An 8,970-nucleotide genomic window follows, 5' to 3' on the forward strand; every position below is an offset into this window, starting at 1 on the left:
GTCCGCTCAATCCCAATTATTTGACCGCCAAACAAAGTATTTTTCAGAAAATTGCAATGTTTGTGGAAAAATTTAAAGGAATTGGGGGAGAGGTGTAATATGACCGACCTTCGTAAACTTGACCTAAATTTATTAAAAGCCTTTGTCGTATTATTGGACGAATGCAATGTCAGTCGTTCGGCACAGCGATTATCCGTTACTCAGCCTGCGATGAGTGGCATTTTAAATCGCTTGCGAGAAAGTTTTAATGACCCCTTATTTGTCCGAGTTCAGCACGGAATGCAACCGACCGATAGAGCGTTGGAGCTTGGCAAAATCGCACGGCAAATCTTAACTGATATCAATTCAATGTTACAACCGCCCATTTTAGAGCCTGAAAATTTGACGATGACGCTGCGGATTGGGGCGACCGATTATGTGCAAGCGATTATTGTTGTCCCCTTAATTTTAAAATTAAGACGACTTGCCCCCAATGTGCAAGTGGCATTATTGCCCGTACAAGGGCAAAATGTTAAAACCTTATTTGAACAAAACAAAATTGATTTGGCATTTGTCAGTCAAAATAATTTAACGCCCGATATGTACCAACAAAAACTTTATGACGAACGCTATATTTGTGCAATGAGTAAAACGCATCCGATGGCAGATAAAAAAATAACCTTAGAGACTTTTTGTGAATTGCCTTTTGCGATGTTTTCGTATAATGGTGGGGAGTTTAGCGGAGCAACCGATTTGGCATTGCAAAAATTGGGATTAAAAAGAAAAGTGATGGTGTCTTTAAATAACATTTTATTATTACCATCGTTATTACAAGAATCGGATTTGGTGGCGGTGTTGCCAGAATGTCTTGCTAAAACTTTACCCAATGTTCATCTGCAAACACCGCCCATTGACATAGACGGTTTTACAATGCTAATGAGCTGGCACGAACGCACGCACCACGATATTGCCCATCGGTGGTTAAGGGATTTGGTGGTGGAGATGATGAAAGATATTGGCGAAAAATAAACATTAAAAAACACCATTATAAAAAATGGTGTTTTTATGGATAATTGACAATTAAATATTAACCGCCTGCCAATTCTCATCGCCCACCACAGGCGGTAAAAAGGCAGGTTTATTTTGTTGAATGTGCCATAAAATTGGTGGATAGCCGTATTTTTCAGGCTGACTTAAATCAAGTCGCGTGGCAATTTGCTCGTCTTGATTGTTTTTAAGCAAAGTCGCCAAATTCGGATTCATCAGCACCGCCTTGCCCACCGCGATAAATTCAGCAAACCCTGTATCAAACGCCCCACGAATTTGGCTGCCTGAAAGCAAATTGCCCACGCCAACGAGCGGCAATTTTCCGCCAATACGAGCGTGAATTTGCTCAATGCGAGATTTTGTCGTGTCCGCACCGCGTCTTGCCTTGTTATAAAAATCCCACAAGGAAATGTGCAAATATTGCAGGGGTTGTTCCACCAATTTATCCAGCAAAACAAAAGTATCCGCCATTGTCAGCCCGTTTTCTTCGGGTTCTTCGGGCGAAAAACGATAGCCGACAATAAAATCGGGGCGATTGTGTTTGGCTTTCACTTCATTCACGGCTTGAATCACCGCCAAAGGAAATGCCGTGCGTGCGTGAATGTCGCCACCCCATTTGTCGGTGCGGGTGTTGCTGTCGCCCGAGACAAATTGCTGAATCAAATAGCCATTCGCCCCGTGAATTTCCACCCCGTCAAAACCTGCCTGCAACGCCAATTCTGCCGAACGAGCAAACGCTGCTATCATCTCGTCCACTTCCGCCCCCGTCATCGCACGGGCAGAATGGTTGTCGGACTGTTCATTTTCAGGCTTGACATAATCGCTTGGAGCAATGGCGTCAAAGCCTTGATTGATGTCGGCATTCCACTTTTTGCCACCGTGATGCAGTTGCAAAATGGCTTTTGCCCCTTGATTTTTAATAATTTTGGCGGTCTCGGCTAGGCTGTCCAATACCGCTGTGCTTGTGGCTTCTGGCTCGCCTGCAAAGGATTTGCCCCCTTGTTTGACCAAAGTCGCTGCCGTGATAAATAAGCCAAAATCTGTGGCACGGTTGCCGATAAATTGGCGTTCCGCGTCTGAAATCGTGCCGTCAGGGTTGGAGCCAAAATGGGTCATCGGAGCGACCACAAGGCGGTTTTTGATTTCTATGCCATTGTTTAGCGTAAATGGGGTAAATAAATCGGTCATAAGATTACCTTTTAAACAAGTAAATAAAAATATGATGTTTTTTTAAATTTAATGTAAAAAATAATTGTATCATTTTTTATAAATAACACAATCAATAATCGGTGCACTCTTAATATTTCCCCACAAATCCAACCTTTACTATAAAGCTATATTGGGATATAGTTTTGTGATATTTGCACCGTTATTATTTTAAAACAAATGATTTTAATCGCCATAAATCAAAACCTGTGGGGGACTGATTAAACCTGCATAGACTAGACCAGAAGCCAGATGAAGCCCAAGCCATTGATACACCTAAGCTGTGGGCAGGTGGGCGGTCAAGAATATGCACAAAACAAAATGATAAAAATTGATGAAAAGTGATAGGAAAATGATGAAAAAATGTGCATAAATGATTGGTTTTTGATGGGTGTTTAAACGACATTTAAAACCGTTTAAAAGCCCATCAAGGGGCGATGTGTGGGGCGTGGCAAGTGGATATGACATGGCGGTGCGTCATTTTGTCTATGTCGCTGATGGTGTGGAGACTTATGTCAATACGCCATATCTTATTGGCAATCCTTATCAGCACACATGGCAAGGACTGATAACCGGCGTGCCAACGGTGTGGCAGGTAGTGGGATTGGATAGATATATGGGAAAATAATATCCTATTATATCATACATTAATACTCTAAAAAGTCAATCATTCAAAGAAAAAACATGAATTTATATCAAACGTTTAACAAGCTCTTTGCCACCCCCAAAGGCGTGGCACAAATCACAGGGCAAAAGGGGTCTGGTGTGGTGGTGGGACAGACACTCGGTGGGGTGTTTGTCGTGCTAAATGGTCAGGCAGAGGTGGGCGATATGGTCTATTATGACCATCGAACTCATCACGTCACAGGTCAAGCCCCAAAGGGGGAGCGAGGAGAGTTTGGGGTGTAGTTTGTGTTATAAAAAAACGTGCATATTATGCACAAAATTACATGATTTGCTTTTTAGGTCATGCAGGTTTTTTTACAAAATTATGCAGGTTTTTTTATGAGCTTACAAACCATTGTGTTCACTTAATGATGAATAAAATTCAAACCATGATACCCATTTTTCTGTATATTTTTTTGAAAAATGGGCTTGGTTTACTCACGTCTTAAATTTTTCGCTTCCCACCAACCCTCCCCAAGTGGTCATTGTCAGGCAACTGGCTAAAATAGCAGTTAAAAATTTGATTTTCATGATTAAAAAAATTCCAAAAAAACACCGCCCCAATTTGAAAGAGCGGTGTGCTTAAATCAAAATTACTCGATGAATTTCACCACTTCATCAAAAGTTTTACGGGCTTTTTGGCGGATTTCTTTATCACGATAACCAAAAGTTACCATTACCGATACGCCCCATTCGGCAGGGTCAAATAAACCTTCTTCTGCCAAAATGCGGTTCACTTCTTTATAATCAAAGCCTTCAATCGGACAGCTGTCAATGCCAAGCATTGCCGCCCCCGTCATCATATTGGCAAGGGCGATGTAGGTTTGTTTGCTCGCCCAGTCGTATAGACTGCGGTCAGTCTCCAAAATGGCAATGTCTTCTGTTTGGAATTTTTTGTACACCGCCAACGCTTTTTCACGAGCCTCGCCAGTTAAGCCCCGTCTGTCCATAATTTCGCCAAAATAGGGCGTGTCATAACGGGCGTTTTTCTTGGCAAGAATGGCGACAATGTGGCTGGCGGTTTCCATAGTAGGAATGCCCCAGCAAACAGGCTTTAATTTTTGGCGTAAGTCAGCATTTTGTAAAACCAAAAATTGCCAAGGCTCAGAACCCACCGAGCTTGGCGACAAACGCCCAAGTTCCAAAATGGCATTAAAATCATCAGCAGGGATTTTCTTATTGCCGTCATACGAACGGGTGGATGCACGGCGATGAAAGGCACTAATCAGGTCGTCTTTGCTAAAAATGGTCATAAATCGCTCCAAAATTAAGGATTTTGAAAATTGGAGCGTATTATAAAAGATTTGGGTTATTATGTATAATTGATAGTTTTGATAGGTAGATATTATTTGAAGTGATAAGTAATTTTTCAGGCAGCCTGAAACTTTATTTTTAAAATAAAAAACACCATCTTAACTCATAAAATGGTGTTTTTTATTGCCTTAATTACTCTTCGTCTTCCCAAAAATCATCATAATATTCTTCTGAAAAGTCTTCATCATCAAAATCCCAATCATCTTCGTACGGGTTGTACCAATAATAATCCATCGGTTCATCTTGAAATCCCTTTAAGGGAAAAGAATTTATAGTAAATTCAATGACTTTTTGGGTATCTTGATAAATTTGATAAAATTCATCGGCTAGCTGATTGGCTTGTTGAGATAAAGTTTTATCTAATTTTGGTAAATCAATAGGGTCATAACCTTCATCTTCATAATAATTAAACCACTCACCGTCATCATAAAAACTATATAGCCCACGATTTTGATAAGTTGTCTCTTCGGTATATATGCGAAATTGTTTGCCATCTAAAATATTATTATAACCAAATCTCAATGCTAAATTATACCAAGCGTGTGCCTTTTTTGTGTCTTGATTTAAAACACATTGCTCAATTACCTCTCTTAAAGTTTCTTGGCTATAAAACGCTTTAATAAAATCAATGTCATCATTTTTAGTTAGATGAAAGGCAATCAAATAAGGCAATATTGCTTTTTTGCCAAAAATATTGATTGCTTGCTCAATAACCTTATGCTTTCTTTGCTCTGTCTTTTGTTTCTCGTCCCACTCAGGGATAATTCTTGATAAAAGAAATAAATGCAAAATAATGGCATTAAAATTGGGTTTTTCGCAAAAACACGCCTTATCTAACTCTTGATAAAGGTCATTTTTAACCAAAATATCAAAACCTTGCCGATAATTTATAGATTTTAATAATTGATGGCTAAAATCCTTAACAGTAGGGGCATAAATTTGTGTCTGCTCTAACCGAATGTCAATGAACGCCATAATTTTATTTAATTGTTCTTTGCTAATATTAAAGTCAAAATCTTTAATGCGTTTATTGAGCAAATCGTTATTATTTGCTTTATGGTTTTGTTCATCTAAGTCAAACAATAAAACCGCATCTTGGCAAAAGTGTTTGTAGGTATAATAACCTAACCTTGCAGATAGCAATTCATAAACTTGTGAGCGTTTAATATTGGGAATAAAGGTTTTTAGTTCAGTATGAACATCAAAACAAATTTGAGATAAAGTCATATTAACTCCAATTTTCATTTTGACAAACAAATTTTATAAATAGCATATGACTAATGGTAAATTTGTTAGTCAATAAAAATGGAAAAATACAACTTAAAGTTGAAGTGATTTTTTAGGGATAAAATGTCGGTTTCTACTCATATGCCAAAGTAAGGGCGACCCCTGTTGGCATATCATAGTTTATTTTGGTAGCGCTGTCAAGAAAAAAACACCGCTCCAATCACAAAGCGGTGTTTTTATTTCCCTATGCCTGTTTCGGTTTACTACTTTGATAAATAAAATACAAAGCCACGCCCAGACAAACCACCGCTCCCAAGCGATAATAGGAAAATTCAATTTGAGCATTGCCAAACCAACCAAAACTGTCAATCAGCATTCCCATCAAAAGTTGCCCAAAAATCACCGCAATGGTTGCCGTTGCCGTGCCAATCTTTTGCACCGCCAGCACCATAATGATGATGTATGGCACGCCCATCTACAAAGTCTCCAATGTGCCGTACTGCTCCGCCACTTGCAAAGGGCTGTGATTGGGGAGCATCACGCCGCCACTACCGACACGGATTTTTTGCGTTTGCGACAGCGTGTGGGCGATGAGAATTTGCGTGGCGGAACTTGCCAAATGGGGCATATTGTGGTGTTCGGCAATCCAAAACCGTGTAAAATCAAGGCTTTCTAAATGCTGAGCCAAACGCACCATTGCGTCGATGGCATCTTTGGCGGTTTGTCCTTGTCGCATTGGAGCAAGGTTTAGGGCGGAGAGTTTGGGGGTTTTCATAAATTTCACTTTTACTAATATCTAAAAAATTAGATTTGATAATGGGTAAAAAATGCCATTAAAAACGGCATTAGGGGAAAGTTTGGTCTAATTTTGCCATCAAATCGGCTTTGGCATTGGGGGCAAAGCGGTAATAAGTCCATTTGCCCACTCGCTGGCTTTCCACCAAACCGACTGATTTTAAAGTGTTTAAATAGCCTGAAACGACTGACTGAGCCAGTCCTGCTTTTTCAGCAATTTTACCCACACAAATCCAACCACCGTTTTGCATTGTGGTGCATTCGGGCGAAAAATCAGGGAAATGCTGGGTGGGGCAGTGTAGCCAAATCAGCATTTGTAGGCGGTGTTCGTTGCCTAAGGCTTTAAAGGTATCAATTAAAGTCTGCATAGCACGTTATTATATCTATATTTTTAGAAATGTCAATTTTCACCAATCAAAACTCCCATTTTTCATCATCAATCATCGCCCACACCAGCAAGGGGCAAGAAAAATATCCAATCTTAACCTTGCGATCATCAACGAATAACACCGCAAAATGAGTTTTGTGACACACTGTTCATCACTTCATTCTACTGATGAGATTATCCTTCATCACAAACTGATGGTACAACGCCCCACCCACATGAGCCACCACAAGGAAAATCAGCACATAAAACATTGCCCCCGTATGAATGCCATTCATCAGCTTGGCCATCTCTCTATCAATGCCGACCACACTGGGGAAACTAAACAATCCAAACACACTGACGCCACGACCACCATACATGCTCATGAGCATGCCTGTGATGGGCATGGCAAGCATGGCAAGATACAAGCCCAAATGCGTCAGATGTGCCACGCCCGTTTGCCATTTTGGCATGGGTGGGTGTGGCGGTGCTTTGCTAACAAAGCGGTTGATGATTCGTAGCAACGTCCAAATCAAAAAACTCGCCCCAATTGATTTATGCAAACTGATGTAATCATCACCTTGCTCAATAGCGACCCACGCTCCTGCGATGAGCAACGCCCCCACCCAATGAAAAATGCGAGTAGCGAGCGTGTATTTGCCCGAACTGGGGCTGGCGACTGGCGTTGTCATAAAAACTCCAAAATATTGATAAAATTAAACTTCGTTAATGATAACGAAGTTTGTCGTTAAAAACAGCGGTAAATTTGTGAAAATTAGTAAAATTAACTGTCCAAATCCACCAAGTGATGCACAATCAAGTCCAAATCAGGTACAACATAGGTCTCGCCATCAAGTGTTACCGCTTGATAAAGATAGTTTTCTGGGTTCTCTTTGGCGTTTGGCAGGGCGCTTACTGACAAGCGAATACTAGCAAGTTCCTCTTCTTGCAGTATCGTATCCTTAACATCAGAAATTCGCACACGTTTCGTAGTTAGCTCGCCTACTGTCTGCAACGCCAATCTATGCACATCGGTATTACCCTCCAAGACAATGAGTTTATCCGCCTCAATGTCTTTGGGGATAAGATGATACACCGCCACTTCTTGCCCTCGCCACAGGTACGTCCAAATACGCTCCTGATACTCCTCAACACTCATAATCAGTGCTGTTGGCACAAGCCAATCAGGCTGACCGATGGCAGGAATGGCGGTAACCTCCAACGTACCGTGTTCAACGGTAAGCAAGCTTACTGGCTCAAACTGATGTTTTTGTATTTTATTCATGAATAATTCCCACTTTAAAAGGATAATTGGCGATACCCAAAACCACGCAACATGTGAGTAATCCGCCCTGCAAGCTCTGATGGCGAGCCAATAAACTGACAGAGCCCCGAATCAATCACAGCCTTAGGCTGACTAGGGCAACCACTACTCTCAGGGCTTTGGGCCCACAGATGGCTTTTGTTGTGAACGATTTGGTCAAGATGTGCCGAACCATCTTCGCCCATGCCAGAAAATATAATCCCAATCAACTCCCCACCATAAACATCGCTGACATTTTTAAATAATTGATTGATGCTTGGCTGATATTCGCCCTCCCATTTTTTGTCAAGCAAAATCACCCTACCCTCACTATCGCAGACGATTTGATGCTCAATGGGAGCGACCAAGCACAGCCCAGACTGCAAACTTTGACTGGCGGTAACGACCCGGCATCGCCACTGGTTATTGCGTGTCAAAATCTTAGGCAGACCATGAATCATGTCTTTATCAAAATGATGAGCAATTAAAATAGCGATAGGCAATGTCGGCGAGATGTTATCCAAAAACTCTTTGACGGCATCAGGTCCCCCCATCGACGCCCCCAAAAATAACACATACCGCCATGGGGTTGATGGGGACTGCGTGCGTTTTTTGTTGGAAAATTTAAGACCCAAAGAATCATTTAGGCGACGAAGTAATGAACGCTGCCATTTTTGATAAAATTCATCATGCTGAGGGTTTGGTGCTTCACGAAAACCCACCAAGACAAGGCGTGGCTGATGGCTATCAATGATAACCTGCAAACCCTCCGACAAAGGAGAATCCACAAGCCATACCATGCCTTTTGGCAGTTTGGACTTTACCATCAAATCAAGCTGCTGGGTACTAAAACAGCCAATCACATCAAAGCCAAAGTCCCTAAGCCCATCATCAAACGCCAAACGCTGAGTACGACTATCACTAACCACAATGACTTTGATGTGTTTTGGGTTTATCTCCTCGCTTTTGGGAGTCAAGTCAGCATGAGACTCTTTATTGGCATAAAACCTATCATGCCAATACTGCTGTACCACGCTCATCTGACTGTTGTTGTTTGGGTTCATGA

Annotated in this window: 11 protein-coding genes and 1 pseudogene; 3 read left to right on the top strand and 9 right to left on the bottom strand. The window is 41.3% G+C overall.

Translation table 11 applies throughout. The features are described 5' to 3' along the window. Positions 1 to 99: 99 nt before the first annotated feature. Positions 100 to 1,008 carry a LysR family transcriptional regulator gene (locus tag Q4B79_RS06120; protein WP_303085544.1) on the top strand — a complete coding sequence of 303 codons (909 nt, stop codon included), beginning with the start codon at positions 100 to 102 and terminating at the stop codon, positions 1,006 to 1,008. A 51-nt stretch (positions 1,009 to 1,059) separates the two neighbouring features. On the opposite strand, the gene Q4B79_RS06125 is transcribed toward Q4B79_RS06120, so the two are convergent. Beyond that, positions 1,060 to 2,214 (bottom strand): NADH-dependent flavin oxidoreductase, encoded by a 1,155-nt coding sequence (locus tag Q4B79_RS06125; RefSeq protein WP_303085545.1) that lies wholly within the window; start codon positions 2,212 to 2,214, stop codon positions 1,060 to 1,062. Between the two features lie 409 nt (positions 2,215 to 2,623). On the opposite strand from Q4B79_RS06125, the gene Q4B79_RS06130 reads away from it, so the two are divergent. Both Q4B79_RS06130 and Q4B79_RS06135 read left to right on the top strand, forming a co-directional pair. Continuing rightward, a complete protein-coding gene (locus tag Q4B79_RS06130; protein WP_303085546.1) occupies positions 2,624 to 2,860 on the top strand; it encodes a hypothetical protein in 237 nt (78 codons plus the stop codon). Between the two features lie 56 nt (positions 2,861 to 2,916). Next, entirely contained in the window at positions 2,917 to 3,141 is a 225-nt protein-coding gene (locus Q4B79_RS06135) for a hypothetical protein (protein WP_303085547.1), read from the top strand. A 350-nt stretch (positions 3,142 to 3,491) separates the two neighbouring features. On the opposite strand, the gene Q4B79_RS06140 is transcribed toward Q4B79_RS06135, so the two are convergent. From Q4B79_RS06140 to Q4B79_RS06175, 8 genes and pseudogenes are all read right to left on the bottom strand, one after another. After that, on the bottom strand, positions 3,492 to 4,151 hold the full coding sequence (locus Q4B79_RS06140; RefSeq protein ID WP_303085548.1) for an NAD(P)H-dependent oxidoreductase: 660 nt from the start codon (positions 4,149 to 4,151) through the stop codon (positions 3,492 to 3,494). Between the two features lie 193 nt (positions 4,152 to 4,344). After that, positions 4,345 to 5,457, bottom strand: coding sequence for a hypothetical protein (locus tag Q4B79_RS06145; RefSeq protein ID WP_303085549.1), 1,113 nt, complete (start codon positions 5,455 to 5,457; stop codon positions 4,345 to 4,347). Between the two features lie 226 nt (positions 5,458 to 5,683). Beyond that, positions 5,684 to 5,911: pseudogene (locus Q4B79_RS06150) on the bottom strand (DMT family transporter); the annotation flags it as partial. A gap of 3 nt (positions 5,912 to 5,914) precedes the next feature. Next, positions 5,915 to 6,214, bottom strand: a complete 300-nt coding sequence (locus Q4B79_RS06155; protein ID WP_303085550.1) for an LLM class flavin-dependent oxidoreductase — start codon at positions 6,212 to 6,214, stop codon at positions 5,915 to 5,917. Positions 6,215 to 6,284: 70 nt separating this feature from the next. Continuing rightward, positions 6,285 to 6,602 (bottom strand): helix-turn-helix transcriptional regulator, encoded by a 318-nt coding sequence (locus Q4B79_RS06160; RefSeq protein ID WP_303085551.1) that lies wholly within the window; start codon positions 6,600 to 6,602, stop codon positions 6,285 to 6,287. A 172-nt stretch (positions 6,603 to 6,774) separates the two neighbouring features. Further along, complete coding sequence (locus Q4B79_RS06165; RefSeq protein WP_303085552.1) at positions 6,775 to 7,293, bottom strand: cytochrome b; 519 nt, start codon at positions 7,291 to 7,293, stop codon at positions 6,775 to 6,777. A 92-nt stretch (positions 7,294 to 7,385) separates the two neighbouring features. Beyond that, positions 7,386 to 7,886 carry a hypothetical protein gene (locus Q4B79_RS06170; RefSeq protein WP_303085553.1) on the bottom strand — a complete coding sequence of 167 codons (501 nt, stop codon included), beginning with the start codon at positions 7,884 to 7,886 and terminating at the stop codon, positions 7,386 to 7,388. 14 nt (positions 7,887 to 7,900) lie between these two features. Beyond that, positions 7,901 to 8,968 carry a chemotaxis protein CheB gene (locus Q4B79_RS06175; protein ID WP_303085554.1) on the bottom strand — a complete coding sequence of 356 codons (1,068 nt, stop codon included), beginning with the start codon at positions 8,966 to 8,968 and terminating at the stop codon, positions 7,901 to 7,903. Positions 8,969 to 8,970 lie beyond the last annotated feature (2 nt).

Source organism: Moraxella sp., from assembly GCF_030525845.1.
Classification (GTDB): Bacteria; Pseudomonadota; Gammaproteobacteria; order Pseudomonadales; family Moraxellaceae; genus Moraxella.